At 68.2% G+C, this 24,325-nt stretch carries 27 protein-coding genes and 1 pseudogene; 16 read left to right on the forward strand and 12 right to left on the reverse strand.

Annotation, left to right across the window (positions count from 1 at the left end; all coding sequences use genetic code 11):
• Positions 1–9 precede the first annotated feature (9 nt).
• Complete coding sequence (rocD, locus tag BN3385_RS07560; protein ID WP_231748703.1) at positions 10–1,242, reverse strand: ornithine--oxo-acid transaminase; 1,233 nt, start codon at positions 1,240–1,242, stop codon at positions 10–12.
• 2 nt (positions 1,243–1,244) lie between these two features.
• Positions 1,245–2,087, reverse strand: a complete 843-nt coding sequence (ddaH, locus tag BN3385_RS07565) for a dimethylargininase (protein WP_059015939.1) — start codon at positions 2,085–2,087, stop codon at positions 1,245–1,247.
• A gap of 123 nt (positions 2,088–2,210) precedes the next feature.
• On the opposite strand from ddaH, the gene BN3385_RS07570 reads away from it, so the two are divergent.
• Both BN3385_RS07570 and BN3385_RS07575 read left to right on the forward strand, forming a co-directional pair.
• Complete coding sequence (locus tag BN3385_RS07570; protein ID WP_059015940.1) at positions 2,211–2,657, forward strand: Rv2324 family transcriptional regulator; 447 nt, start codon at positions 2,211–2,213, stop codon at positions 2,655–2,657.
• Positions 2,658–2,728: 71 nt separating this feature from the next.
• Positions 2,729–3,910 carry an NAD(P)/FAD-dependent oxidoreductase gene (locus BN3385_RS07575; protein ID WP_059015941.1) on the forward strand — a complete coding sequence of 394 codons (1,182 nt, stop codon included), beginning with the start codon at positions 2,729–2,731 and terminating at the stop codon, positions 3,908–3,910.
• An 85-nt stretch (positions 3,911–3,995) separates the two neighbouring features.
• Here the strand turns inward: BN3385_RS07575 and BN3385_RS07580 are convergent, their stop codons facing one another.
• Genes BN3385_RS07580 through mftR form a run of 3 tightly spaced genes read right to left on the reverse strand, consistent with a single transcriptional unit; the run spans position 3,996 to position 6,433 of the window.
• Complete coding sequence (locus BN3385_RS07580; protein WP_059015942.1) at positions 3,996–5,252, reverse strand: VOC family protein; 1,257 nt, start codon at positions 5,250–5,252, stop codon at positions 3,996–3,998.
• Complete coding sequence (locus BN3385_RS07585; RefSeq protein WP_059015943.1) at positions 5,249–5,764, reverse strand: RNA polymerase sigma factor; 516 nt, start codon at positions 5,762–5,764, stop codon at positions 5,249–5,251. Before BN3385_RS07585 ends, BN3385_RS07580 begins: the two co-directional genes overlap by 4 nt.
• Before the next feature lie 48 nt (positions 5,765–5,812).
• Positions 5,813–6,433: a mycofactocin system transcriptional regulator MftR gene (mftR, locus tag BN3385_RS07590; protein ID WP_059015944.1), complete on the reverse strand. Its 621-nt coding sequence runs from the start codon at positions 6,431–6,433 to the stop codon at positions 5,813–5,815.
• A gap of 93 nt (positions 6,434–6,526) precedes the next feature.
• Between mftR and mftA the strand changes: the two genes are divergently transcribed.
• The 7 genes and pseudogenes from mftA (at position 6,527) to mftG (ending at position 13,135) form a co-directional block, all read left to right on the forward strand.
• The gene (gene mftA, locus BN3385_RS07595) at positions 6,527–6,622 is read left to right on the forward strand and encodes a mycofactocin precursor MftA (RefSeq protein ID WP_156432632.1); all 96 of its coding nucleotides are present in this window, start codon (positions 6,527–6,529) and stop codon (positions 6,620–6,622) included.
• Positions 6,607–6,939, forward strand: a complete 333-nt coding sequence (gene mftB / locus BN3385_RS07600) for a mycofactocin biosynthesis chaperone MftB (protein WP_059015945.1) — start codon at positions 6,607–6,609, stop codon at positions 6,937–6,939. Before mftA ends, mftB begins: the two co-directional genes overlap by 16 nt.
• A complete protein-coding gene (mftC, locus tag BN3385_RS07605) occupies positions 6,936–8,105 on the forward strand; it encodes a mycofactocin radical SAM maturase (protein WP_059015946.1) in 1,170 nt (389 codons plus the stop codon). The genes mftB and mftC overlap by 4 nt, the downstream gene beginning before the upstream one ends.
• A gap of 2 nt (positions 8,106–8,107) precedes the next feature.
• Complete coding sequence (mftD, locus tag BN3385_RS07610) at positions 8,108–9,298, forward strand: pre-mycofactocin synthase MftD (protein WP_059015947.1); 1,191 nt, start codon at positions 8,108–8,110, stop codon at positions 9,296–9,298.
• A 126-nt stretch (positions 9,299–9,424) separates the two neighbouring features.
• Positions 9,425–10,171, forward strand: coding sequence for a mycofactocin biosynthesis peptidyl-dipeptidase MftE (mftE, locus tag BN3385_RS07615; protein ID WP_059015948.1), 747 nt, complete (start codon positions 9,425–9,427; stop codon positions 10,169–10,171).
• On the forward strand, positions 10,168–11,580 hold the full coding sequence (mftF, locus tag BN3385_RS07620) for a mycofactocin biosynthesis glycosyltransferase MftF (protein WP_059015949.1): 1,413 nt from the start codon (positions 10,168–10,170) through the stop codon (positions 11,578–11,580). Before mftE ends, mftF begins: the two co-directional genes overlap by 4 nt.
• Before the next feature lie 21 nt (positions 11,581–11,601).
• Positions 11,602–13,135: pseudogene (gene mftG, locus BN3385_RS07630) on the forward strand (mycofactocin dehydrogenase MftG).
• A gap of 1 nt (position 13,136) precedes the next feature.
• On the opposite strand, the gene BN3385_RS07635 reads toward mftG, so the two are convergent.
• Complete coding sequence (locus BN3385_RS07635; RefSeq protein ID WP_231748660.1) at positions 13,137–13,853, reverse strand: aspartate/glutamate racemase family protein; 717 nt, start codon at positions 13,851–13,853, stop codon at positions 13,137–13,139.
• A gap of 79 nt (positions 13,854–13,932) precedes the next feature.
• Between BN3385_RS07635 and BN3385_RS07640 the strand changes: the two genes are divergently transcribed.
• Positions 13,933–14,586 carry a TetR/AcrR family transcriptional regulator gene (locus tag BN3385_RS07640; RefSeq protein ID WP_059015951.1) on the forward strand — a complete coding sequence of 218 codons (654 nt, stop codon included), beginning with the start codon at positions 13,933–13,935 and terminating at the stop codon, positions 14,584–14,586.
• Here BN3385_RS07640 and BN3385_RS07645 read toward each other — a convergent pair.
• Entirely contained in the window at positions 14,552–15,802 is a 1,251-nt protein-coding gene (locus tag BN3385_RS07645) for a cytochrome P450 (protein WP_059015952.1), read from the reverse strand. The two genes, BN3385_RS07640 and BN3385_RS07645, sit on opposite strands and share 35 nt — an antisense overlap.
• 281 nt (positions 15,803–16,083) lie before the next feature.
• Here BN3385_RS07645 and BN3385_RS07650 point away from each other — a divergent pair, with 281 nt between their 5' ends.
• On the forward strand, positions 16,084–17,658 hold the full coding sequence (locus BN3385_RS07650; protein WP_059015953.1) for a carboxylesterase/lipase family protein: 1,575 nt from the start codon (positions 16,084–16,086) through the stop codon (positions 17,656–17,658).
• On the opposite strand, the gene BN3385_RS07655 is transcribed toward BN3385_RS07650, so the two are convergent.
• From BN3385_RS07655 to BN3385_RS07675, 5 genes are read right to left on the reverse strand one after another with little or no spacing between them, the layout of a single operon-like run.
• A complete protein-coding gene (locus BN3385_RS07655; RefSeq protein WP_197415142.1) occupies positions 17,655–18,254 on the reverse strand; it encodes a TetR family transcriptional regulator in 600 nt (199 codons plus the stop codon). The two genes, BN3385_RS07650 and BN3385_RS07655, sit on opposite strands and share 4 nt — an antisense overlap.
• On the reverse strand, positions 18,251–19,042 hold the full coding sequence (locus BN3385_RS07660; RefSeq protein ID WP_059015955.1) for an SDR family NAD(P)-dependent oxidoreductase: 792 nt from the start codon (positions 19,040–19,042) through the stop codon (positions 18,251–18,253). Before BN3385_RS07660 ends, BN3385_RS07655 begins: the two co-directional genes overlap by 4 nt.
• Positions 19,032–19,496 (reverse strand): VOC family protein, encoded by a 465-nt coding sequence (locus tag BN3385_RS07665; protein ID WP_059015956.1) that lies wholly within the window; start codon positions 19,494–19,496, stop codon positions 19,032–19,034. Before BN3385_RS07665 ends, BN3385_RS07660 begins: the two co-directional genes overlap by 11 nt.
• Entirely contained in the window at positions 19,496–20,557 is a 1,062-nt protein-coding gene (locus BN3385_RS07670; RefSeq protein ID WP_059015957.1) for an NAD(P)H-dependent amine dehydrogenase family protein, read from the reverse strand. Before BN3385_RS07670 ends, BN3385_RS07665 begins: the two co-directional genes overlap by 1 nt.
• Before the next feature lie 32 nt (positions 20,558–20,589).
• Positions 20,590–21,072, reverse strand: coding sequence for a hotdog fold domain-containing protein (locus tag BN3385_RS07675; RefSeq protein ID WP_059015958.1), 483 nt, complete (start codon positions 21,070–21,072; stop codon positions 20,590–20,592).
• A 451-nt stretch (positions 21,073–21,523) separates the two neighbouring features.
• Between BN3385_RS07675 and rpsJ the strand changes: the two genes are divergently transcribed.
• Genes rpsJ through rplB form a run of 5 tightly spaced genes read left to right on the forward strand, consistent with a single transcriptional unit; the run spans position 21,524 to position 24,319 of the window.
• Positions 21,524–21,829 carry a 30S ribosomal protein S10 gene (gene rpsJ / locus BN3385_RS07680; RefSeq protein WP_003883485.1) on the forward strand — a complete coding sequence of 102 codons (306 nt, stop codon included), beginning with the start codon at positions 21,524–21,526 and terminating at the stop codon, positions 21,827–21,829.
• Between the two features lie 14 nt (positions 21,830–21,843).
• A complete protein-coding gene (gene rplC / locus BN3385_RS07685) occupies positions 21,844–22,497 on the forward strand; it encodes a 50S ribosomal protein L3 (protein WP_059015959.1) in 654 nt (217 codons plus the stop codon).
• Positions 22,497–23,147: a 50S ribosomal protein L4 gene (rplD, locus tag BN3385_RS07690; RefSeq protein ID WP_059015960.1), complete on the forward strand. Its 651-nt coding sequence runs from the start codon at positions 22,497–22,499 to the stop codon at positions 23,145–23,147. The genes rplC and rplD overlap by 1 nt, the downstream gene beginning before the upstream one ends.
• On the forward strand, positions 23,147–23,449 hold the full coding sequence (gene rplW / locus BN3385_RS07695; protein ID WP_059015961.1) for a 50S ribosomal protein L23: 303 nt from the start codon (positions 23,147–23,149) through the stop codon (positions 23,447–23,449). The genes rplD and rplW overlap by 1 nt, the downstream gene beginning before the upstream one ends.
• 33 nt (positions 23,450–23,482) lie before the next feature.
• Positions 23,483–24,319, forward strand: a complete 837-nt coding sequence (gene rplB / locus BN3385_RS07700; protein WP_059015962.1) for a 50S ribosomal protein L2 — start codon at positions 23,483–23,485, stop codon at positions 24,317–24,319.
• Positions 24,320–24,325 lie beyond the last annotated feature (6 nt).

Genomic DNA, 24,325 nt, shown 5'->3' on the forward strand with positions numbered 1-24,325 from the left:
TTTAGCCGATTATGAGCCCGCCTCGCTCAAAGCGCTCGCGAACTGATCAACAGCCCAATCGATCTCCTCGGCGGTGATCACCAAGGGTGGGGCGAACCGCAGGGTCGAGCCGTGGGTGTCCTTGACCAGCACGCCCCGCTTGGCCAGAGCGATGCTGAGCTGCTTTCCGGTACCCAGGCGAGCGTCGATGTCCACACCGGCCCACAGGCCCATGCCGCGCACCGCCAGCACTCCCTGTCCGATCAGTGAGCGCAGCCGCGCATGCAGATGCAGGCCCAGTTCGGCCGAACGCGACTGGAATTCGCCGCGCTGCAGAATCCCCACCACGGTCGTGCCGATAGCGGCGGCCAACGGGTTGCCGCCAAAGGTGGAACCGTGTTCGCCGGGGTTGAGGACACCGAGTACGTCGCGGTCGGCGACGACCGCCGACAGCGGGACCACCCCGCCGCCGAGTGCCTTGCCGAGCAGGTAGATGTCGGGCACCACACCCCAGTGGTCGCAGGCGAAGGTGTGACCGGTGCGGGCCAGCCCGGACTGGATCTCGTCGGCGATCAACAACACATTGGTGTCGGTGCACAGCGCACGAAGCCGGGGCAGGTAGTCATCGGGCGGGACGATGATGCCGGCTTCACCCTGGATCGGCTCGACCAGGACCGCGACGGTGTGCTCGTCGATGGCCGCGGCCACCGCGTCGGCGTCGCCGAACGGTGCTGAGCGGAATCCCGGTGTGAACGGCCCGAATCCGCCGCGCGCGCTCTCGTCGGAGGAGAAGCTGACGATGCTGATGGTGCGACCGTGAAAGTTGTTGTCGGCCACCACGATATTGGCCATACCTTCGGGAACGCCCTTCACGTCGGCGCCCCACTTGCGGGCCACCTTGATGCCGCTCTCGACGGCTTCAGCGCCGCTGTTCATCGGCAGGACCATGTCCTTGCCGCACAGTTCGGCCAGTGCGGCGCAGAACGGGCCGAGCCGGTCGGAGTGGAACGCCCGGCTGACCAGGGTCACCGCGTCGAGCTGGCGGTGCGCGGTGGCGATGATCTCCTCGTTGTGGTGGCCGAAGTTGACCGCGGAGTACGCGGCCAGGCAGTCCAGATACTGGCGGCCCTCGACGTCGGTGATCCAGGCGCCGCGGGCACTGGCCGCCACCACCGGCAGCGGGGAGTAGTTGTGCGCGGCGTAGGCGTCGTCGATGGCGATAGCGGCTGCGGTCGCCGACGGCAGTGCGACGGTATCGGCCATGGTCACGAAAACACCTCCAGTGTGCAGCATTTGACCGAACCGCCGCCCTTGAGCAGCTCGGAGAGGTCGATGCCGATGGGATGGAACCCGGCCTTGTACAGCTGCTCGGCGAAACCGGTGGCCTGCGCGGGATGGACCACGTGCTTGCCATCTGACACCGCATTGAGGCCCAGCACGTAGGCGTCGGTGCTGGAGACCTCGATGGCGTGCGGGAACAGCTGCTGCAGCTGAGCTCGGGCGGCGTCGCTGAACGCCGGCGGGTAGTAGGCGATGGTGGTGTCGTCGAGGACCGTCAGTGCGGTGTCGAGGTGGTAGAAGCGCGGGTCGACGAGTTCCAGGGTGATCACCGGCATGCCGGTGAGCTCGGCCACCTCGGCATGTGCCTGCGGATCGGTGCGGAAACCGGTGCCGGCCAGGATCATCGAGCCGACGACGAGCAGATCGCCCTGGCCTTCGTTGGTGTGCCGGGCATGGACGGGGGAGTGTCCCCGCTGATCCATCCAGTGGGCGTAGGCGGCGGATTCGCCGTCGCGTTCGGCGTGCTTGAACCGCGCGACGATAGCGGCGCCGTTGACGATCAGTCCGGCGTTGGCGGCATAGACCATGTCCGGCAGGCCGGGCACGGGATCGACCAGATCCACCGAGTGACCCAGGTCGAGGTAGGTGCTGCGCAGGGTCTCCCACTGGTCGACGGCGCGCTGCACGTCGACGGGGATGGTGGTGTCCATCCACGGATTGATGGCGTACTCGACGGTGAAGTACGTCGGCCTGGTCATGACGTAGTGGCAGAGGCGTTGAGTGCGCGGCGCCAGGGTGGCGGCGGCGACATCGGGGGATATCGTCATGAATCAACGATATGGGCGGCATTTGGCGCAATCAATCGATTCTCATTGCGCGTACACCGCGACTTTCTTGCGTCAGAGCTAGGATAGCGGTGATTTGTTGCGCAAACTACGGGGAGTGGCCGAATGGACCGTCTGGACGACACCGACGAACGCATCCTGGCCGAACTCGGTGAGCATGCCCGGGCGACGTTCGCCGAGATCGGTGCGCGGGTGAATCTGTCCGCACCGGCCGTCAAGCGGCGGGTGGACCGGATGCTCGACAACGGAGTCATTCGGGGCTTCACCACCGTGATCGACCGCAGTGCGCTCGGGTGGAACACCGAGGCCTACGTCCAGGTGTTCTGCCACGGCACCATCGCGCCAGATCAGTTGCGGCAGGCCTGGATTGATATTCCTGAAGTGATCAGCGCAGCCACCGTCACCGGCACCTCGGATGCGATTCTGCACGTGCTCGCCCGGGACATGCGGCACCTGGAGGCGGCGCTGGAACGGATCCGCTCGAGTGCGGACATCGAGCGCAGCGAGAGCATCGTGGTGTTGTCGAACCTGATCGACCGTTCCCCGTCATGACCGGCTAACCGGTCGGTCGGCAAGGGCGGGCTGGCTGACACTTTCGGGCGCTGATCATGTAAGAACAGCACGTGAGCAGTAGCGAGAATGGCATTGTCATCGTCGGCGGCGGACTGGCCGCCGCCCGGACCGCCGAACAGTTGCGCAAGTCCGAGTACACCGGCCCGATCACCATCGTCAGTGACGAGGTGCACCTGCCCTACGACCGGCCGCCGCTGTCCAAGGACGTGCTGCATGCCGACCTCGACGATGTGGCGCTCAAGCCCGCCTCGTTCTACCAGGACAACAACATCACGCTGCGGCTCGGCAGCGCCGCCCGGTCGCTCGACACCGCGGCCAAGACCCTCACCCTGGCTGACGGCTCGGTGCTGGATTACGACGAGCTGGTGATTGCGACGGGCCTGGTGCCCAAGCGCATCCCGTCCTTCCCCGACCTGGAGGGCATCCGGGTGCTGCGCTCGATCGACGAGGCGCTGGCGCTGCGCGCGCATGCGGCCTCGGCGCGCAAGGCGGTCATCATCGGCGCGGGCTTCATCGGCTGCGAGGTCGCGGCGAGCCTCCGCAAGCTGGGTGTGGACGTGGTTCTCGTGGAGCCGCAGCCGGCACCGCTGGCCTCGGTGCTCGGCGAGCAGGTGGGCAACCTGGTCACCCGGCTGCATCGCGCCGAGGGTGTCGACGTGCGTACCGGACTGGGAGTCGCCGAGGTGCGTGGCGAGGGCGGGCATGTCAGCACCGTCGTGCTCAGTGACGGCAGTGAGCTGCCCGCCGACCTGGTGGTCGTCGGTATCGGGTCACGGCCCGCCACCGACTGGCTCGACGGCAGCGGCATCGAGGTGGACAACGGCGTGGTGTGCGACGAGGCGGGCCGCACCAGTGCCGCAGGCGTGTGGGCACTGGGTGACGTTGCGTCGTGGCGCGACGCCACCGGACACCAAGCGCGGGTGGAACATTGGAGCAACGTCGCCGAGCAGGCCCGTGCGGTGGTGCCTGCCATCCTGGGCAAGGAGGCACCAGAGGTCATCGTCGTGCCCTACTTCTGGAGCGACCAGTACGACGTGAAGATCCAGTGCCTGGGCGAGCCGGAGGCCACCGACACCGTGCACATTGTCGAGGACGACGGCCGCAAGTTCCTGGCCTACTACGAGCGCGACGGCGTGGTGGCTGGAGTGGTCGGCGGCGGAATGCCGGGCAAGGTCATGAAGAGCCGCGCCAAGATCGCCTCGGGGGCACCGATTGCCGACGTGCTGGGCTGACCACGACGTCGAGTGTGCAGCCAGGGCGGGATTCTCGCTGAAATCCCGCACCTGACGCACACTCGACGCCGACGATTCACCCTCGCTAGAACTGCCCGAGGTAGAACCGGCCACCCTGGTCGTCGATGCACTCGGCCATCACCCCGTAGGACTGCTGCGCCGGGTCGGTGAGCACGGTGCCGCCGGCCTGGCGGACTCGTGCCGCAGCCGCCTCGATGTCGGCCACCGTCCACATCGGCACCACCGACTGCCGCGCGGCCCCGCCCGCCACACCGGCCATCGGCCGGGTCTGGTCGATCTGCCAGCCGTCGGCGACCCGGCCGGGCTCGAACGTCCACCCGAACACCCCGGCGAAGAAATCACGGAACACCGCCGAGTCGCCGACTTCGTAGGTGACGTAGGACAGTTCCCCGGGGCCCGCGCCGTTGAGCGCCGGCCGGCGCTGGGCAGCGTCGGGGACGTACACCGCGAATGGCATGCCCGCCGGGTCGGTGGCGTCGATGCCGTCGCCGGTATCGAAGCGGCGCGCCCCCTCCACCCGGCCCCCGGTACCGGTGATCGCGCTCTGGGCTGCCGCCAGGTCGGTGACTGCGTAGCAGCACACCAGGGTGCTCGTACCGCGTGAAAGGCCAATGCGCTCAACGGTATTGGTGACAGTGTCGTCCGCATCGAACGTCCATCCCAGCACCTGGCCGTAGAACGCCCGCGCCCGCTGCACGTCCGGGGTCTGCACACTGAGATATCCGATGTCACCGGGACCGATCAGCTCGGCCAGCGGCCCGCTGATCATCCACCGGTGACCGAACGGATCCCGGATGGTCGCAGCACGTGACCCGTGCGCCTGATACGGCTCACGTTCGACGGTGGCGCCCTGGCGGCGGGCACGGTTCAGTGCCACATCGGTATCGGGAACGTGCACCATCAGGCTGACCGACGTCCAGCCCGGCGCCGGGGCGCGCAGGCCCATGTCAGCGAATTCGTCGGCCAGGTAGAGCACGCCGTCGCCGAGTGCCAGCTCGGCGTGGCCGATGCGGCCGTCGTCCATGAGGATCGGATCGCCGAGCAGTTCGGCGCCCAGGGCGTCGCGGTACCAGGCGATGGCGGCACGGGCATCGCCGACCGTCAGGTACGGCAACGCCGCGGGGCGGGGCCGCTCGACGGTGGCGGGCGCGTCATCGGTCAGCTCCGCCAGTGCGGTCGTGGTTCCGCTCATCTCGACTCCTTGTGTTCCGGGGGGCAGGGACAGTGCCGACTCCAGCCGCTGCCGCAGCCGGGCGGCGAACTCCGGATTCGGCTGCACCGGAGGATCTTCGGCGTTCAAGACGGATAAGGGATCGGTCATCGGACGCCTCCTTCCGGGTAGAGGTTTCTGAAGGCCCGGCGGGCCCGCACGAGTAGCGCTTCGGTGGCATGGACGGTGCGGCCGATCAACTGGGCGCACTCCGGTACCGAACAGTCGTCCATGTAGCGCAGCGCCAACACGGTCCGGTGGGTGTCGGGCAGCCGGGCCAGCACGCTCTCGGCCACGATCCGGTCCAGTTCGGCATCCCAGCTGTCGGTGGCTTCGGCGTCGGGGACGTCGGCAACGGTGACCGTCTCGCGGGTGGCGCGGCGCCGGTAGTGGTCGGCGAGCTTGTGCCGGGCCACACCCAACAGCCACGGCACGGCGATGGGCGGTGGTTCGGGTCGGCGCGCGGCGTCCATGGCGGCCAGGAACGTTTCGGAGGTCAGATCCTCCGCGGTGGCCCGGTCCGGGCAGCGGCGCACGAAGTAGCCGTACACCACGGGCAGCGCGTGGTCGTACAACGCCAGCAGCCGATGCGGGGCATCGGTGGGGTCGGATTCGGCGCTCACACCCCTATCGTCGTCGCGCGGGGCCGAACTCCGACGGGTCCGGCGGAACTATTTTCCGGCGTCCAGTCCGTCCAGGCCGTGGGCGACGGCGTCGAACGCGTCACCGAGCGCCTGCGGCAGCGCCACCGAGGAGTCGGCCAGCCAGTACTCGTAGGCCGACAGCGCCACCCCGAGCATCAGCCACGCGATCGACTGCGGCACCAGATCGCCGGGAGAGGTTCCGGTCCGGCCGGCAACGAACGCCGCGACCACGCCGCGCCAGCCTGCGTACATGGTCATCGAGTAGGCCTGCAGCTCCGGGGTCTGCAGGATCACCCGCATCCGCTGCCGGTGCCGCTGCGTCTCGGACGGGTCAAACGTGTTGAACGCCAGCAGCGCTGAGCGCAGCGCGCCGGCGATCGGCAGTTCGGCGGCAGCCCCGTCGAGTAGATCGCGGAAGTGCTGCAGGTGGGAGTCGAAGTCACCCCAGGGGATGGCGTTCTTCGACGAGTAGTAGCGGAACAATGTGCGCCGTGCGATTCCGGAGGCCTGGGCGACGTCGTCGACGCTGACCTCGCCGAAGCCGTAGGTGGCGAACAGGTCCAGCGCGACATCGGTGATGTGGTCCTGGGTGGTCGAGCGCCGCCGGCCGACCCGGGCCCCCGGCGCACCCGCCGAATCACCCGCCATCGACCCACCCCTTTCTTTTCGGCACTCGATGCCATATTCTTGCGATCTCGATCACAATTGTCGAGAACCCAGGGCAGAGAAAGGGTGGTTTTCATGGAGCCGAGCCAGAACACCGAGGTTGACACCGAGCTGGTGACCGAGACGCTCGTCGAAGAGGTCTCGATCGACGGGATGTGCGGGGTCTACTGACCGTGCCCGCCCACGCCGTGGGCGATCCGGCTGTGGCCGGGTCGAGCTTCGACCCGGCCCGCAGCTGGCGTCTGCACCCGCAGGTGGCGGTGCGACCCGAACCGTTCGGCGCACTGCTCTACCACTTCGGCACCCGGAAGCTGTCGTTCCTCAAGAACCGCACCATCCTGGCTGTCATCGAGTCGCTGCCCGACCACCCGGACGTCCGCAGCGCACTGCGTGCCGCCGGTGTCGAAGCCGCCGACGAAGCGCCCTACCTCCACGCCCTCGGCGTCCTCGTGTCCTCGAACATGTTGATCTGCAAGGAATCCCAATGACCTCGGTGGCACCTGTACCCCGGCTGATCGAGCAGTTCGAGCGCGGTCTGGACGCGCCGATCTGCCTCACCTGGGAACTGACTTACGCCTGCAACCTGGCCTGCGTGCACTGCCTGTCCTCCTCGGGTAAGCGTGATCCCCGCGAGCTGTCGACTGAACAGTGCAAAGCCATCATCGATGAGCTCGAACGCATGCAGGTGTTCTACGTCAACATCGGCGGCGGCGAACCTACTGTGCGACCGGACTTCTGGGAGCTCGTCGACTACGCCACCGCGCATCACGTCGGGGTGAAGTTCTCCACCAACGGCGTGCGGATCACCCCCGAGGTGGCCGCCCAGCTCGCCGCCAGCGATTACGTCGACGTCCAGATCTCCCTGGATGGCGCGACCGCTGAGGTCAACGACGCCGTGCGCGGCGACGGCTCGTTCGACATGGCGGTGCGCGCCCTGGAGAACCTCGCCGCGGCGGGCTTCAAGGACGCCAAGATCTCGGTGGTGGTCACCCGCCACAACGTCGACCAGCTCGACGACTTCAAGGCACTGGCCGACCGCTACGGCGCCACCTTGCGGATCACCCGGCTGCGTCCCTCGGGTCGCGGCGCCGACGTGTGGGACGAGCTGCACCCCACCGCCGACCAACAGGTCCAGCTCTACAACTGGCTGGTCGCCAAGGGCGACGGGGTGCTCACCGGCGACTCGTTCTTCCACCTGTCGGGCCTCGGTGCGCCCGGCGCGCTGGCCGGCCTGAACATGTGCGGCGCGGGGCGGGTGGTGTGCCTGATCGATCCGGTCGGCGACGTCTATGCCTGCCCGTTCGCGATCCACGATCGATTCCTGGCCGGAAACATCGTCCGTGACAGTGGATTCGACAACGTCTGGAAGAACGCGCCGCTGTTCCGCGAGCTGCGTGAGCCGCAGTCGGCCGGCGCCTGCGGCAGCTGTGGTCACTACGACAGCTGCCGTGGTGGCTGCATGGCGGCCAAGTTCTTCACCGGCCTGCCGCTGGACGGTCCGGATCCCGAATGCGTCGAGGGCTATGGCGCCCCGGCGCTGGCCGGTGAGCGCGACAAGCCGCGGCCCAGCGCCGACCACTCCCGCGGCAAGCCGATCATGTTGACCCTTTCCACCCGGCCCCCGGCCAAACCCTGCAACGAAAGTCCGATCTAGACATGGCACGTGACACCTGGTTCGAAACGGTCGCGATTGCGCAGCAGCGCGCCAAGAAGCGCCTGCCGAAGTCGGCATACTCCGCGCTGCTGGCCGGCAGCGAGAAGGGCCTGACCGTCTCCGACAATGTGGAGGCGTTCGGTGAGCTCGGCTTCGCCCCGCACGTCATCGGCGCGCTGGAGAAGCGCGATATGGCGACAACGGTGATGGGACAGGACATTTCACTCCCCGTGCTGATCTCGCCGACCGGCGTGCAGGCGGTGCACCCCGACGGTGAGGTGGCCGTGGCCCGTGCGGCGGCGGCCCGCGGAACCGCGATGGGGCTGTCCTCGTTCGCCAGCAAGCCCATCGAGGAAGTGGTCGCGGCCAACCCGAAGACGTTCTTCCAGATCTACTGGCTCGGCGACCGCGACGCCATCGCGGCGCGCGCGGACCGGGCCAGGGCGGCCGGGGCGGTCGGTCTGATCGTCACCACCGACTGGAGCTTCTCGCACGGCCGGGACTGGGGCAGCCCGAAGATCCCCGAGAAGATGGATCTGAAGACGATGATCAAGATGTCCCCGGAGGCGCTGACACGTCCCCGGTGGTTCCTGGAGTGGGCCAAGACCCTGCGCCCGCCGGCACTGAGCGTGCCGAACCAGTCCGCCCGTGGCGAGGCCGGCCCGCCGTTCTTCGAGGCCTACGGGCAGTGGATGGGCACCCCTCCTCCCACCTGGGAGGACATCGCCTGGCTGCGCGAGTACTGGGGCGGGCCGTTCATGCTCAAGGGTGTGATTCGCGTCGATGACGCCAAACGTGCTGTGGACGCCGGTGTTTCGGCGATCTCGGTCTCCAACCACGGCGGCAACAACATCGACGGCACCCCGGCGGCCATCCGGGCGCTGCCCGCGGTCGCCGAGGCGGTGGGCGATCAGATCGAGGTCCTGCTCGACGGCGGCATCCGCCGGGGCAGTGACGTGGTCAAGGCGCTGGCCCTGGGTGCACGCGCGGTGATGATCGGCCGGGCCTACCTGTGGGGTCTGGGAGCCAACGGCCAGGCCGGCGTCGAGAACGTTCTGGACATCCTGTCCGGTGGCATCGACTCGGTTCTGCGCGGCCTGGGCAAGGCCTCGGTGCACGATCTGACCGCCGAGGACGTCCTGATGCCCCCCGGGTTCACCCGTGCGCTGGGTGTCCCGCCGTCGTCGGACTGACTCGGCGGGCATCGGGCCCGGTGGTGCTGGCGTGACGCACGGGACGGCGGTGAACCCTGCGGGGGCATTGACGGGTCCGAAAGCGAAAGAAATCCCTATCTCTGGCGAACAATTGGCGCATACCAGGTGAATTCGGCCTACCATCGGCGCGTGGCGTTGCGGAGCGAGTTGGGGAGCTCGACATCGGGGCAACTCCGCGGCACGTCGCCAACGATCTTGATTCCGGTCGGGTCGACCGAACAGCACGGCCCGCACCTTCCGCTGGATACCGACACCCGGATCGCGACCGCTGTGGCCCGTGCGGTCACCGACGAGCTCGGCCAGGCGTCCGAGTCCGGCCGGTATCTGCTGGCCCCCGCGATCGCCTACGGAGCCTCCGGCGAGCACGAAGGGTTTCCCGGCACGGTGTCGATCGGCACCGAGGTGCTGACCGCCGTCCTGGTCGAGTACGGCCGGTCGGCCTGCCACTGGGCTGACCGGATCGTCTTCGTCAACGGCCACGGCGGCAATGTGGAGGCAATGCGCACCGCAGTCGCACTGCTGCGCCGGGAGGGCCGCGATGCCGCCTGGAGTCCGTGTGTAGCCGAGGGTGGCGACGCCCACGCCGGGCACACGGAAACCTCTGTGATGCTCAATCTTTCACCCGCCGACGTCCGGACCGAGGCGTGGTGTCGCGGCAACGGGGAGCCGCTGGCTACCCTGTTGCCCCAGATGCGGAACGGGGGAGTGGCCGCGGTGAGCGAGGTGGGCGTGTTGGGTGACCCGACGACGGCGACGGCAATCGACGGCGCGCGGATCTTCGCGCAGATGGCCGCCGACTGTCGCCGGCGCGTTGAGCGCTGGGCCCCGGCCGCCGACGGGATGCTCTCATGAGTCAGCCCCGGCTACCCGACGGGTTTGCCGTCCAGGTCGATCGACGGGTCCGTACGCTCGCCTCGGGCTCGGCACTGCTGGGCGGATCGCCCACCCGGCTGCTCCGGCTGGCCCCGGCCGCGCAGACGCTGCTCGACGGCGGCCGCCTCGAGGTTCGCGATGCAGTCAGTGCGCAATTGGCCCGGACGCTGCTGGACGCCACCGTGGCACATCCACGGCCCGCAGGTGGGCCCTCGCATCGTGATGTGACCGTGGTGATTCCGGTGCGTGACAACGCTTTCGGCTTGTATCGGCTGGTGATGTCGCTGCGGGCGATGCGCGTCATCGTCGTCGACGACGGCTCGCAAACCCCGGTGAACGCCGCCGATCTCGAGGCCGCCCGCTGTGAGGTCGAGGTGGTGCGGCATGACCGCAGCAAGGGCCCTGCCGCGGCACGCAATACCGGACTATCCTTGTGCTCAACGGATTTTGTGGCCTTCCTGGACTCTGACGTGGTGCCGCACCGGGGTTGGCTGGAGGCACTGCTGGGTCACTTCTGCGACCCCGCTGTCGCACTGGTGGCGCCGCGGATCGTCGGACTGGGACACAGTGATGAACTGGTCGCCCGCTACGAGGCGGTCCGGTCGTCGCTCGATCTGGGGGAGCGCGAAGCGCCGGTGGTGCCCTACGGCCCGGTGTCCTATGTCCCCAGTGCCGCGATCATCTGCCGCCGTCTTGCCTTGCTCGAACTCGGCGGCTTCGATGAGACGTTGCCCTCCGGGGAGGATGTCGACCTGTGCTGGCGGCTGGTCGAGTCGGGCTCCAGACTGCGCTATGAGCCCATCGCCCTGGTGGCCCATGAGCACCGCACCCACATCCGAGATTGGCTGGCCCGCAAGGCCTTCTATGGAAGTTCCGCAGCGCCGCTGTCCATCCGCCACCCGGACAAGACCGCCCCCGTCGTGGTGTCCGCGTGGAGTCTGCTGGTGTGGTTGTTGATGGCGCTGGGCTCGGCGTCGGGTTATCTGGCCTCACTGGTGTTCGCCGGTGTCACTACCCGGCGGATGGCCAGGACGATGCAGAACACCGACGCCGGGATCCGGGATGTGGTCGTCCTGACCCTGCGCGGGATCGGCGCCGCGGCCCGACAGCTGGCCGCGGCAACCTGTCGGCACTACTGGCCGCTGGCGCTGGCGGCGGCACTGATCTCACGGCGCTGCCGGCAGGCGGTGCTGGTGGCTGCCGTCCTCGACGGGGTGCTCGACTGGTTTGCCCGCAACCGCGGTGGTGATGGTGAGGGAAAGCCGGTCGGCCTGGTCGCCTACCTGTTGCTCAAGCGGCTCGATGACCTCGCCTACGGTGCCGGTCTGTGGACGGGCGTGGTTCGGGAGCGGACTCTGCGGCCGCTGAAGCCACAGATCAAGACCTAACCGACGGGCCGGGTTGCCGACATCACGCACAGCGACGTCCTCATCGTCGGCGCGGGTAGCGCCGGATCCGTCCTCGCCGAACGGCTCTCGGCCGATTCGGCCTGTCACGTCACGGTGCTGGAGGCCGGCTACGGCCCGGCTGAGCGCGGTGTCCGGGATCTGACCGCCAACGGGTTGCAGCTGCCGATCGGTGCGGCCAGCCCGCTGGCCCGCCGGTATCGGACCACCCTGACCGAGGACCCGGTCCGCACCGCCGATATCGTCCGGGGCAGTACCGTCGGCGGCTCAGGGGCGGTGAACGGCGGGTACTTCTGCCGCGCACTGCCCGCTGACTTCGACCGCCGAGGACCCGGTCCGCACCGCCGATATCGTCCGGGGCAGTACCGTCGGCGGCTCAGGGGCGGTGAACGGCGGGTACTTCTGCCGCGCACTGCCCGCTGACTTCGACGGCCCCGCGCTACCCGGCTGGTCCTGGGCACAGGTCAGCGAACACTATCGGGCCATCGAGACTGACCTCGATTTTCCCGAACGGCACGACGGGGGTCCTATCCGGATCGCGCGCACCGGTGAATTCGTCGGTAGTACAGCAATGTTCGTGCACGCGGCCCAGGATGCCGGGTATCGCTGGCTGCCCGATCTCAATGCCGAACCTGTCGGTGAGAACACGCCGCCCGGAATCGGTGCCGTCCCGCTGAACATCGTCGGCGGTGTCCGGACCGGGCCCGGTGCGGCGTTCCTGGAGCCGGCTCTGGACCGGCCCAACCTCGATGTCCTGACCCGCCACACCGTGTTGCGTCTGCGGATGTCCGGGACCAGGGTGACCGGGGTGGATGCCCTCAGCCCCGACGGTCGGGTCAGCCTGTCGGCCGACCGGGTGGTCCTGTCGGCCGGTGCCATCGAATCAGCGCACCTGCTGATGCTCTCCGGGATCGGTCCCGCTGCGTCGCTGCGTACCGCGGGTATCCCCGTGCTCGCCGATCTTCCGGTGGGCCTGCGCACCTGGGATCACCCGGAATGGGTGATCCCCACGACATGGACAGTGGCCGCCGGACGTCCGGTGCTGGAAGTGCTGCTGATCGACGGCGACGTCGAAATCAGGCCCTACACCGGTGGTTTCATCTCCATGGTCGGCGACGGGACAGCCGGGAAGCCGGACTGGCCGCATCTGGGCGTCGCACTGATGCGACCGCGGTCGCACGGCACGGTCAGCCTGGTGTCAGCCGACCCCGTCCAGCCCCTGCTGATCGAGCATCGTTACGACAGCGACCCCGCTGATGTCGCCAAACTACGGCGCGGTCACCAGGTCGCTGCCGAGATCGCCAGTACGGCAACCGAACTCGGTGAGCCGATGTGGTCGACGTCGCAGCATCTCTGCGGTACCGCCCCGATGGGAGTCGACGGTGACGAGTATGCCGTCGTGGATCCGCGCTGCCGGGTGCGTGGTGTCGACGGACTGTGGGTGGTGGACGGGTCGATCCTGCCGCGCGTCCCCAGTCGCGGCCCGCACGCGACCATCGCGATGATCGGGCACCGCGCGGCGGAGTTCGTCCGCTGACTCAGGCCGACAGCGGGACCAGTGCCTCGGCCAGTCGTGTCGCCGCTTCGACGCCATCGATCACCGGCACGCCGAGGCGCTCCCGCAGCGGATGGGCGAAACGGGCCATCGCCGCGCAGCCCAGGACCACCGCCGTGCTGCCGTCGGCGCGCAGCGCTTGCTCACAGAGCTCGGCGATCGGGACGAAACTGCCGGGATCCGAATCGATCTGAAGCACCGGGATGTCGCAGGCGTGGACACCCAGGCAGGACCCCGCCGTATAGCTTTGCGCCAGTTCCCACGCTCGTGGCACCGTCGCCGACATGGACGTCACCACCGAGAACCCGCCGGACAGCAGGGCGGCCGCGTGCATCGCGGCTTGCGCGATCCCCAGCACCGGGGCGCGCACCGCGGCGCGTGCCGCCACCAGACCCGGATCGCCGAAGCAGGCGATCACATAGGCATCCGGGCGGGCGTCGTCAGGACCGGCAGCGGCAGCGGCGATTTCGGCGAGAAGACCTGGTACACAACGGCGCTCGTCATCGTCGTTCTCGATGCTGGCCGGCCCGTCGGGTGGGTTGACGGCCCGGATGTCGGTACCCGGGTGTGCTGCCGCGCGGGCGGCCTCGGCGATCGCGGCAGTCATCGTGGCCGTGGTGTTGGGATTGACGAACAGCAGCCGCACCAGCAGAAGTGTAGTGGCGGGTGCCGGCGGCGTGCTGGCCGAGACGACGGCCACGGGTCATACCGCGCCGCACGGCACTCGGTACCCTTGTCGGGCTGGATCAGGGTGGGGATTGCCCGGGAAGGAATGCATCATGGCGGGCCAACGCAGCGACCCGCGACCGGCACGCTCCCGTGCCCGGTTGCTCGACGCGGCGACCGCACTGCTGCGCACCGGGGGTCCCAACGCTGTCACCGTCGATGCCGTCACGCGCGGTGCCAACGTCGCCCGCGCCACGCTCTACCGGCACTTTCCCAGCGGCAATGACCTGCTGGCAGCCGCTTTCAACAGCCTCATCCCGCCCGCACCGATGCCCCAGGACGGCGGCACACTGCGCGACCGGCTGGTGGCCCTGGTGCAGGCGCAGGCCGAGCTCATCGCCAACACCCCGGTGCTGTTGACCGCCAGCTACTGGTTGGCGCTGGGACCGGATATGGAGCGGATGCCCGGCAGCGCCGATGGCGACAGCCCGGAGATCCGGACCCTGCGGGAGCGCATCGCCCAGCAGTACGGTGCGCCGTTCGAAGCGATCTTCGACAGCCCCGAGGCCGTCGCCGAACTCGGTGACGTCGACCGCGCGCAAGCAATCATGCTGCTGATCGGTCCGCTGGTGGCCGGCCGGATCAGCACCCTGACCGACTTCGACTATCGCGAGTGCGCCCGCAAGGCGGTGGACGGTTTTCTGGCCGTCCACCGCAAACCCGCGGCCGAGGTCAGCTCAGTTCCACCCGAATCGGAAGGTGCTTGAGGCCGCCGACGAAGGTGGTGGCCATCAGCTCCGGCTCACCGGCCAGCTCAATGGATTTGATCCGCGGGATCAGCTCGGTGAAGAAGCTGTTCATCTCCATCCGGGCCAGCGACGCTCCCAGGCAGAAGTGCACGCCGTAGCCGAACGACAGATGCTTGTTCGGATCTCGCCCGACGTCGAAGGTCTCGGGGTTGTCGAAGACTTCTTCGTCGCGGTTGGCCGAGGTGTAGGCCAGATAGACCGCTTCGCCCTTGGCGATCTTCACCCCGCGAACCTCGGTGTCCTCCTGGGCGGTCCGCATGAACTCCTTCACGGGAACGACCCAGCGGATCATCTCCTCGACCGCGGTGCCCATCAGCGACATGTCGTTCTGCAGCCGGGCCAACTGGTCCGGATGTTCCAGCAGTGCACGCATCCCGCCGGCGATACCGGCGCTGGTGGTGTCGTGCCCGGCGCTGGCCACGATCACGTAGTAGGACAGCGTGTCCATATCCGACAGTGGCTCGCCGTTGATCTTCGCGTTGGCGATCGCCGAGGCCAGGTCGTCGGTCGGGTTCTCCCGCCGCGAGGCGGTCAGCGCCGAGAAATAGTTGAAGAAGTCCATCAGCACCGCGAGCATGTCCTCGACATCGCCACCGCGCTGGAACTCTTCGTCGTTGCCGCCGAACATCTCCTGGGTGAGCTTGAGCATCCGGGGGAAGTCCGAGTCCGGCAGGCCCAGCATGGTCAGGATGATGTAGAGCGGGTAGTTCACCGCGATCTCGGTCATGAAGTCGAGTTCCGGCCCCTTCTCGGCCATCTTGTCGACCCAGATCTTGGCCAGCTCGTCGCAGCGCGCCTTGAGCGCCTTGAGGACCTTCGGCCGGAACCAGTCGGCGCCGACCTTGCGCACGTCACGGTGGTGCGGATCGTCCATGTGGATCAGCGTGCGCAGCCCGGTGCCCGCCTGCAGGTCGGCCAGCAGCTTGTCGTCGGCCTCGGTGATGGCCAGCAGCGGGCGGGGGAAGTTGGTGAACAGGTCGTTCTGCCGCTCGATGTCCATGATGTCGGAGTGCTTGGTGACCGCCCAGAACGGCCGATAGCCCTCGACATCGACCCAGGACACCGGGGCGTGCGCCCGCAGGTGAGCCATGGCCTCATAGAACCGCCTGTCGTCGGTGTAGGCCTGCGGATCGGCCAGGACGCGGGCTGCGGGATCCATGATCCGGGTGGTCATACGGGGTCTCCTCGATCACTGTGCACAAAACTTGACGGGTGTCAGGTTAGTAGTGTGGGCGATCACAGCCGATAGGGGAAGAGGGTTCGGGCGATTAGGGTCCGAAGGCCCTCCCGGCGGGCAGGAGCGAAGCGACCGGGGGGTAGGGCCCGGCGGGCAGGAGCGAAGCGACCGGGGGATAGGGCCCGGCGGGCAGGGGGGATAGGGTCCGGCTCCGCGTAGGCTCGGTTTCCGTGCCGTACCGATCGCGTCCTCGATTCCGGGCGGCCCTCGCGATTCTGATGAGCCTGGCCCTTGTCGCCGGGTGTGCCCGGGGTGACGGGGAATCCACGCCGGTGACGACGCCGGCCGTAGCTCCCCGACCGGCGGTGGTGCAGACCGCCGGGGGAGCGGTCCGTGGCGTCGTGGCCCCCGGTTACCGGGTGTTCGACGGCATCCCCTACGCGGCACCACCGGTCGGGCCGCTGCGCTGGCATCCGCCGGCGCCTGCGCTGCCGTGGCAGGGCGTGCGCGATGCCACCAAGCCCGGGCTGCGCTGCCCCCAGGACACCAAGAGTGACCCGGACTACGGGCGCGCCACCGGTGAGGACTGCCTGAACCTCAACGTCTGGACCCCGGACGGGGCAACCCCGACAACGCCGCGGCCGGTGATGGTCTGGATTCACGGCGGCGGGTTCCTCAACGGCAGCGCCGACATCTACGACGCCCGGTGGATGGCCACTCAGGGCGACATCGTCGTCGTCACGATCAACTATCGGCTGGGCACCCTGGGCTTTCTCGCGCATCCGGCGTTGAGCCGCAACGGGAATGCGGGCAACTACGGGCTGGCCGATCAACAGGCCGCGCTGCACTGGGTGCACGACAACATCGCCGCGTTCGGCGGAGATCCGGCGAAGGTGACTATCGCCGGCGAGTCAGCGGGTGCGATGTCGGTGTGCGACCACCTTGTCGCACCGGGTTCGCAAGGCTTGTTCCGGGCGGCGATCCTGCAGAGCGGTCCCTGCCAGGCGCAGGCGGATCGTCCCACCGCGCAGCGGGTCAGCCTGGAGTACGCCGCCGGGGTGGGGTGCGCCGACGAGGCCGCTGCCGCCGACTGCCTGCGCGCCCTGCCCGCCGACCGATTGCAGCGGCCACCGTTGTACGTCGGCTTCGGTGCCGACCGGCTCACCGGCCCGGTGACCGGAACCGACCGGGTGCCGGTGGATCCGATGACGGCGTTCGCGCTCGACCGGGTGCCGCGGGTACCGGTGCTGATCGGCACCAACACCGACGAGTTCACATTGTTCGTCGCCGTGCAGTATCTGCAGGAGCGCGGGTTGCCGCCCTATCCGAAGCTGCTGGCCGACACCTTCGGCCCGGATGCATCCGCGGTGGCCGCACGCTATCCGCTGGAGCGCTACGACGGTAGCACCGGCCGAGCCTATTCCGCGGCCGTCACTGATGGCGTATTCGCCTGTCCCGCAAACACAATGGCGGCCGGGCTGGCGCACAGTGCACCGGTGTACGCCTACGAGTTCAACGACCGCACCGCGCCCTCGCCCGACCCGTTCCGTGCGGTGCCGTTCCCGGTCGGCGCCAGCCACGGCCTCGAGCTGCGCTACCTGTTCGATATCGGTGGCGCCCCACCGCTCGATCCGGCGCAGCGTCAGCTGTCCGACCAGATGATCGGGTACTGGAGCCAGTTCGTGAAGACCGGCGTGCCCGGCGTCACCGGTGCGCCGCAGTGGCCCCCGCTCGGCGCCGACGCGGCAACCGGCGCGCGACTGTCGTTGCAGACCGGGAAGCTCTCGATCGTCACCGACTTCGCCGCCCGTCACCAGTGCCCGTTCTGGGCCACTGTGAAGGGATCGCGCTAACTGCGCCAGCGCGGATGTTCGACCACGGCCAGTGCCTCACTGACGTCCCGGGACAGTGACCGTCGCCGGGTGTGGCCGTCACGCACCCACCGTTGAAATGCGAAATCTGCTGCCGCCAAGGACAACTGGACCAGCAATCCAGGCCGGTTGTCATCGGCGGGGTCGGCCCCCATGCGCTCGGCGATGAGTTCGGCCAGCCGGATGCGGTCGGCGGCGGGCAGCAGGGTCACCCGGTCGAGCAGGTCGGGTGCGGTCAGGATCGCTGCGAGCCAGTTCTGCAGGTCCGCATCGTCGAAGGAGCCCACCCGGGTCACGATCGCGGCCGCCAATGCCACGTCGGCCGGCTCGTCGGCGGGCCGCCGCTCCAGCAGGGCGATGATCGCGGGGCCGCCGCGCTGGACCGGGCCGAGCAGCAGTTCCTCCTTGGTGGCGACATGACGGAAGAACGTCCGGGGTGACACCGCGGCCTCGGCGGCGATGTCCTCGGTGGTGACGTTGCTGAATCCCCGTGCGGCGAACAGGCGGTAGGCCGCAGCCCGGATGTCGGACAACACCTGGGCCCGCTGCCTGTCGCGCAACGAGGGGGTGTCGGTCACCGGAACGATCCCATCCCGCCGTCGACGTGGATGGTCTGCGCCGTGACATAGGCCGCGTCATCGCTGACCAGGAAGGCGACGGTCGCGCCGATATCGTGGTGGGTGTCACCGACCCGTTGCAGCGGAATGCCTTTCACGACTTTGGCGTAGACGTCCGGGAACGACTCGCGCCACCCGCGGACCCCGTCGGAGTTGGCGAACGGGCAGATCACGTTCACCCGGATGTTGTCCGGACCCCATTCCAGCGCAGCGACTTTCGACATCCCGCGGATGGCTTCCTTGGCTCCGGCGTAGGCGCCGAACCAGGTCTGCCCGCCGGTGCCGCTGCCGGAACCGAGGTTGACCACCGAACCCCGGGCGGAGGCCTTCAGTAACGGGTAGGCGGCCTGCATCAGAAAGAAGGTGGCCCGCGGCCCGATGTCGAACACCAGGTCGTAGTCCTCCATCGTGATGTCGCTGAACGGCTTTGGCTCATTGCTCACGATGGCGTTGTTGATCAGCGCGTCCAGCCCCCCGAGGTAGTCGACCGCGGTGTCGACGATCAGGCGGTAGCTGGCGCGGTCGCACAGATCGGCGACCAGTGCCGTGGCGTGCTGTCCTTCTGCGACGAACTGGTCGGCCACCTTGGTGACCTTGGGATCGCGGTCGACCAGCAGGACCGCGGCGCCGCGTTCCAGCAGGGCCGCGGTGATCCCGCGGCCGACGCCCTTGGCCGCGCCGGTGACGATCGCCCGCAGGCCGGTCAGCGACGTGGAATGCCAGTACGGCGGGCGATCCTCAGGTACCACGGTGCAACTCCAGGGATGTGCGGGCCGGTGCGGGGAACTCGATGAACTCGACGGCGGTGCCGTCAGGATCCTTGACGAAGAACATCCGCACTCCGGCGATGTCGAACGGCGCCTGATCGGGTTCGAACCCCGCGGCGCACACCCGGCGGTAGGTTTGGTCCAGGTCAGTAACCGACAGGGAGATGTTCTGGTTGCCGACGATGGACCGCCGCGGCGGGCGGGGCTGATCGCCCAGCGACAACAGTTCCAGCATCACGCCACCGACGAGTCCGCCGACCACGTGGCCCTGATTGCCCGAGGCGCCACCGATCGCCGCGTCGAAGGGCTCGCCGGACATGGTCTGGTCGAACACCACCTCCATGCCCAGCAGTTCCCGATAGAACGTCAGTGCCCGGTCCATATCGGTCACGCCCACCACAAGGTGTGAGAACCGAAGGTCGGCAAGGGGTTCCATCAGCGGGCGAGGTCCGGGGCGGCCCGGCCGGCGATGAGCGGCAGGTCCAGGTAGGTCTTGATGCCGGGCCCGGCCTGGCAGACGTAGGGGATGGCGCTGATGCAGTGGTTGGCGGTGGCCACCACACCGGGATTGCGCTTGAGCCCTTCCTCGACCGTTTCCGGTTGCAGCCCTTTGAAGGTCAGCGACACATCGGGATCACCTGTGATCTCGACCTCGAAGCGCTCACCCTGCTCGCCCAGCGTCCACGGGGGATCGAGCTCGACCTCACACATCAGCCAGTTGACCGCCGCGGTGACCACCGGCTTGTCGTCAACGATTGCCTGCCAGCGGAACCGGCGGGCGGCCACGGTGCCGGCTTCCATGGGGACGACGAGTTCGTCGGTGCCGTGCACCGCCACCGCCACCTCCTGAGTGGAGCGGATCGTGGGCTCGGACCGGAAGCCCAGTTCGTCGGCGACCATCCACACCGACGCCTTGAACCCGGCTTCCAGTAGTGACGCGATCGGCCCGCTCATCGCCTGCTCGGGAGTGAGGCCGAAACCCATCACCTCACGCACCACCAGGGGAGCGTTGTAGGTGCGGATGTCGGAGAACTCCTCGGCACGCACGTGGGTGATGGCCGACGACAGCGACGACACCATCAACGGGAATCGTTCGGTGATGCCACCGGGGTGGATGCCCGACCCGTGCAGGGTGACGCCACCGGCCTGGCAGGCCTCCTCGATGGCCTGGACGGCGGGGCTCTGACGGTCCGGGTAGACCCACCCGACGGGCGTCACGACGTTCTTGCCGGACCGCAGGATGCGGGCGACGACCTGGTCGTCGGGCAGCAGCGGGGAGTACATGACGCAGTCCGCGTCCAGAGCGAGCAGGGCGTCGACGTCGGTGGTCGCGGCGACCCCGACCGGACCCTCGCCGATCAGCTCGCCGACATCGCGGCCGTTCTTGTCGTCGCTGTGAACCCAGCAGCCGACGAGTTCGAGTTCGGGGTGGCGCAGGACGCCCTGGATTGCGGCCTTGCCGACACCGCCGGTGGCCCACTGGATGACTCGGTACATGTCGGCATGCTATGCCGACATGGCAGTGACTGTCAGTAGGACCGGGACGGCGTCACCCAGGTGGTGATCTCGGCGTGGAACACCTCGGTCCCGAACCGGTCGTAGGCGCTGATCGGCACCACCACCTCGGTGCCCTGGGTGATCGCGGCGAAGTCCGGCGGATCGATGCGGGCGCAGACGCGCAGCGCGGTCGTGGCCTTGTGCAGGTACTGGACGTCCATGGCCTTGGGAATCCAGCGGTGGGTGGTGGGGACCGTGGCCTCCATCAGCATGCCCATCGCCAGCTCGGCGGCATTGCACATCGCGATCGCGTGCACGGTGCGCAGGTGGTTATAGGTGAGGAGCCATTTGCGGATGCTGACTTCGGCGTAGCCCGGTTCCATCCGCACGATGTGAGGCAGCAGCGTGGCGAAGAACGGCACTCGCACGGCCGCGGCCGCCGAGAACGCCACCCGTCCGCCGGGGTATCGGGACAGTCGCTGCCAGATCCGGTAGGTACCGGTCGTCGCCACCATGCCGGCCGACCTTACTCCGCAGTAAGATCAGTCGTCCGGCCGCATCGCCGCAGCCCGGGCGCACCCGCGCTGAGCAGGCAGTGCAGGAATTCCGATCGCGCTCCGGCGAGATTTGGCTGGTGCTCGAGCGAATTTGGCTGGTGCCGCGATCTAGGGCATACTGTTCGGGTTGCCTTGAGCCGGATTCGCCCCCATCGGGAGCGTCCCGCACAAGGTATACGACCGGCGCCCGAACGGGCGCGTCCGGTCCCAACCTCGGAGCGCGATGGTTTTTCCACGCGCCTCGCAGGCTGCGTGAGGGCGACACGCCCGACCGCGGGGGCCGGTGTACCAGGACAGGTAAAGAGCGGCGGCGACAGCCAGCGCTGAGTCTCGGCCCCAGGCCGGAACGGCAGCGCACGACCACCGTGTCCCCTTGCGGGGACCAAGCAGGAGTGAAGGTAGGAGAAGCGTGGCGGGACAAAAGATCCGCATCAGGCTCAAGGCCTACGACCATGAGGCCATTGATGCCTCGGCGCGCAAGATCGTGGAGACGGTCACCCGAACCGGCGCCAGTGTGGTCGGCCCGGTGCCGCTGCCGACGGAGAAGAACGTGTACTGCGTCATCCGCTCCCCGCATAAGTACAAGGACTCGCGGGAGCACTTCGAGATGCGTACTCACAAGCGGCTCATCGACATCCTCGACCCGACGCCGAAGACGGTCGACGCGCTCATGCGCATCGATCTGCCGGCCAGCGTCGACGTGAACATCCAGTAGGGGTCGGCGAAGACATGGCACGTAAAGGAATCTTGGGTACGAAGCTGGGCATGACCCAGGTCTTCGACGAGAACAACCGCGTCGTTCCCGTGACGGTCGTCAAGGCCGGTCCGAACGTCGTGACCCGCATCCGCACGCCCGAGCGTGACGGCTACAGCGCGGTGCAGCTCGCCTACGGCGAGATCAGCCCGCGCAAGGTGACCAAGCCGGTCACCGGCCAGTTCAGCGCCGCCGGCATCAACCCGCGCCGCCACCTCGCCGAGCTTCGGCTCGACGACGAGGCCGCGGCAGCCGAGTACGAGGTCGGCCAGGAGCTGACGGCGGAGATCTTCGCCGACGGCACCTACGTCGACGTCACCGGCACGTCCAAGGGCAAGGGCTACGCGGGCACCATGAAGCGCCACGGTTTCCGTGGCCAGGGCGCCAGCCACGGTGCCCAGGCGGTGCACCGCCGGCCCGGTTCGATCGGTGGCTGCGCCACCCCGGGCCGCGTCTTCAAGGGCACCCGGATGTCGGGCCGGATGGGCAGCGACCGCATCACCACGCAGAACCTGCTGGTGCACAAGGTCGATGCCGAGAACGGCGTGCTGTTGATCAAGGGTGCGGTCCCCGGCCGCACCGGCGGCCTGGTGATGGTTCGCACCGCGGTCAAACGAGGTGAGAAGTAATGACTCTCAAGATTGACGTCCATACCCCGGGCGGCAAGAAGGACGGCAGCGTCGAGTTGCCGGCCGAGCTGTTCGACGTGGAAGCCAACGTGGCGCTCATGCACCAGGTGGTGACCGCGCAGCTGGCGGCCAAGCGACAGGGCACGCACGCGACCAAGACTCGCGCCCAGGTGTCCGGCGGTGGCAAGAAGCCGTACCGGCAGAAGGGCACCGGCCGCGCCCGTCAGGGCTCGACCCGCGCGCCGCAGTTCACCGGTGGTGGCACCGTCCACGGCCCGCAGCCGCGCGACTACAGCCAGCGCACCCCGAAGAAGATGATCGCCGCCGCACTGCGTGGCGCCTTGTCCGACCGGGCCCGCAATGAGCGTATCCACGCGGTCACCGAGCTGGTCGAGGGCCAGACCCCGTCGACCAAGAGCGCCAAGGCGTTCCTGGGCTCGCTGACCGAGAACAAGAAGGTGCTGATCGTGATCGGCCGCAGCGACGAGGTCGGTGCGAAGAGCGTGCGCAACCTGCCTGGTGTGCATGTGATCTCGCCGGACCAGCTCAACACCTACGACGTCCTCAATGCCGACGACGTGGTGTTCAGCGTGGAGGCCCTCAACGCTTACATCGAGCACGCGAAGGCGAAGCAGGAGGTGTCCGCCTGATGGCTACCGTGACCGACCCCCGCGACATCATCCTGGCTCCGGTGATCTCGGAGAAGTCGTACGGGCTGATCGAGGACAACGTCTACACGTTCGTCGTCCACCCGGACTCGAACAAGACGCAGATCAAGATCGCCATCGAGAAGATCTTCAAGGTGAAGGTCGACTCGGTGAACACCGCCAACCGGCAGGGCAAGCGCAAGCGCACCCGTACCGGCTTCGGCAAGCGCAAGAGCACCAAGCGCGCGATCGTGACCCTGGCCCCCGGCAGCAAGCCGATCGACCTCTTCGGAGCACCGGCCTAGCCCGGGAACGAACAAGGACTCAGGAACCAGAACATGGGAATTCGCAAGTACAAGCCGACGACCCCCGGTCGCCGCGGTGCCAGCGTCTCCGATTTCGCCGAGATCACTCGCTCGACTCCGGAGAAGTCGCTGATCCGTCCGCTGCACAGCACCGGTGGTCGCAACGCACATGGCCGAATCACCACTCGGCACAAGGGCGGTGGCCACAAGCGCGCCTACCGGGTGATCGACTTCCGTCGTAACGACAAGGACGGCGTCAACGCCAAGGTCGCACACATCGAGTACGACCCCAACCGCACTGCGAACATCGCACTGCTGCACTTCCTGGACGGCGAGAAGCGCTACATCATTGCGCCGCAGGGTCTCAAGCAGGGCGACATTGTGGAGTCGGGTCCCAACGCCGACATCAAGCCCGGCAACAACCTGCCCATGCGCAACATCCCCGCCGGCACCGTGATCCACGCCGTGGAGCTGCGCCCGGGTGGCGGAGCCAAGCTGGCCCGTTCGGCCGGCTCGAGCATCCAGCTGCTGGGCAAGGAAGGCAGCTACGCCTCCCTGCGTATGCCCTCGGGTGAGATCCGCCGTGTCGACGTGCGCTGCCGCGCCACCGTCGGTGAGGTGGGCAACGCCGAGCAGGCCAACATCAACTGGGGCAAGGCCGGCCGTATGCGGTGGAAGGGCAAGCGCCCGACCGTCCGTGGTGTCGTGATGAACCCGGTCGACCACCCGCACGGCGGTGGTGAGGGCAAGACCTCCGGTGGTCGCCACCCGGTCAGCCCGTGGGGCAAGCCCGAGGGCCGCACCCGCAAGCCCAACAAGCCGAGCGACAAGCTCATCGTCCGACGCCGGCGCACCGGCAAGAAGCGCTAGGCAGGA

This window comes from Mycobacterium sp. M26 (assembly GCF_001494595.1).
Taxonomy (GTDB): domain Bacteria; phylum Actinomycetota; class Actinomycetes; order Mycobacteriales; family Mycobacteriaceae; genus Mycobacterium.

Coding starts and splice junctions, on each gene's coding strand:
- mftC (WP_059015946.1), top strand. CDS start 6,936: ATGACCTCGGTGGCACCTGTACCCCGGCTGATCGAGCAGTTCGAGCGC.
- BN3385_RS07665 (WP_059015956.1), bottom strand. CDS start 19,496: ATGGAACCCCTTGCCGACCTTCGGTTCTCACACCTTGTGGTGGGCGTG.
- BN3385_RS07580 (WP_059015942.1), bottom strand. CDS start 5,252: ATGACCGATCCCTTATCCGTCTTGAACGCCGAAGATCCTCCGGTGCAG.
- mftD (WP_059015947.1), top strand. CDS start 8,108: ATGGCACGTGACACCTGGTTCGAAACGGTCGCGATTGCGCAGCAGCGC.
- BN3385_RS07670 (WP_059015957.1), bottom strand. CDS start 20,557: ATGTACCGAGTCATCCAGTGGGCCACCGGCGGTGTCGGCAAGGCCGCA.
- mftF (WP_059015949.1), top strand. CDS start 10,168: ATGAGTCAGCCCCGGCTACCCGACGGGTTTGCCGTCCAGGTCGATCGA.
- rplC (WP_059015959.1), top strand. CDS start 21,844: ATGGCACGTAAAGGAATCTTGGGTACGAAGCTGGGCATGACCCAGGTC.
- BN3385_RS07640 (WP_059015951.1), top strand. CDS start 13,933: ATGGCGGGCCAACGCAGCGACCCGCGACCGGCACGCTCCCGTGCCCGG.
- BN3385_RS07650 (WP_059015953.1), top strand. CDS start 16,084: ATGAGCCTGGCCCTTGTCGCCGGGTGTGCCCGGGGTGACGGGGAATCC.
- BN3385_RS07675 (WP_059015958.1), bottom strand. CDS start 21,072: ATGGTGGCGACGACCGGTACCTACCGGATCTGGCAGCGACTGTCCCGA.
- mftR (WP_059015944.1), bottom strand. CDS start 6,433: ATGGCGGGTGATTCGGCGGGTGCGCCGGGGGCCCGGGTCGGCCGGCGG.
- ddaH (WP_059015939.1), bottom strand. CDS start 2,087: ATGACGATATCCCCCGATGTCGCCGCCGCCACCCTGGCGCCGCGCACT.
- rplW (WP_059015961.1), top strand. CDS start 23,147: ATGGCTACCGTGACCGACCCCCGCGACATCATCCTGGCTCCGGTGATC.
- rplD (WP_059015960.1), top strand. CDS start 22,497: ATGACTCTCAAGATTGACGTCCATACCCCGGGCGGCAAGAAGGACGGC.
- rplB (WP_059015962.1), top strand. CDS start 23,483: ATGGGAATTCGCAAGTACAAGCCGACGACCCCCGGTCGCCGCGGTGCC.
- BN3385_RS07570 (WP_059015940.1), top strand. CDS start 2,211: ATGGACCGTCTGGACGACACCGACGAACGCATCCTGGCCGAACTCGGT.
- BN3385_RS07645 (WP_059015952.1), bottom strand. CDS start 15,802: ATGACCACCCGGATCATGGATCCCGCAGCCCGCGTCCTGGCCGATCCG.
- rocD (WP_231748703.1), bottom strand. CDS start 1,242: ATGGCCGATACCGTCGCACTGCCGTCGGCGACCGCAGCCGCTATCGCC.
- mftA (WP_156432632.1), top strand. CDS start 6,527: ATGGAGCCGAGCCAGAACACCGAGGTTGACACCGAGCTGGTGACCGAG.